The sequence below is a fragment of the Halomonas sp. ND22Bw genome, from assembly GCF_003011945.1.
In the GTDB taxonomy this organism is placed as follows: Bacteria; Pseudomonadota; Gammaproteobacteria; order Pseudomonadales; family Halomonadaceae; genus Halomonas; species Halomonas halophila.
Genome location: NZ_PXWD01001835.1, coordinates 1 through 234 on the forward strand (window position 1 = coordinate 1; position 234 = coordinate 234).

General features: G+C 57.7%; 1 protein-coding gene. It reads right to left on the reverse strand.

The genetic code is table 11. The features are described 5' to 3' along the window. The coding region (locus CVH10_RS24625) for an oleate hydratase (protein ID WP_181244772.1) at window positions 1-234 on the reverse strand (234 nt) is incomplete at both ends.

Consider the following 234-nt stretch of genomic DNA (forward strand, 5'->3'; position numbering starts at 1 on the left):
CTCCAGCGCGGAATGCCATTCTTCGAAGGCGAACATGGTGCGCCAGTAGAGCCAGAAATTGCTTTTGAGGAAGTCTTCGCCGAAGACCTCGTTGATACGCTTGTTCTCCATCTCCTCGCGCGTCGCGAGGAAGACCGAGAGCAGGTCCTTCTGGGCCTTGTCGTTTAGCGTCAACAGCGCTTTGTCGGGCACGTCCTGGCCCTGGTTCTGCGTCGTGCGCTGGAGCGAAAAGTT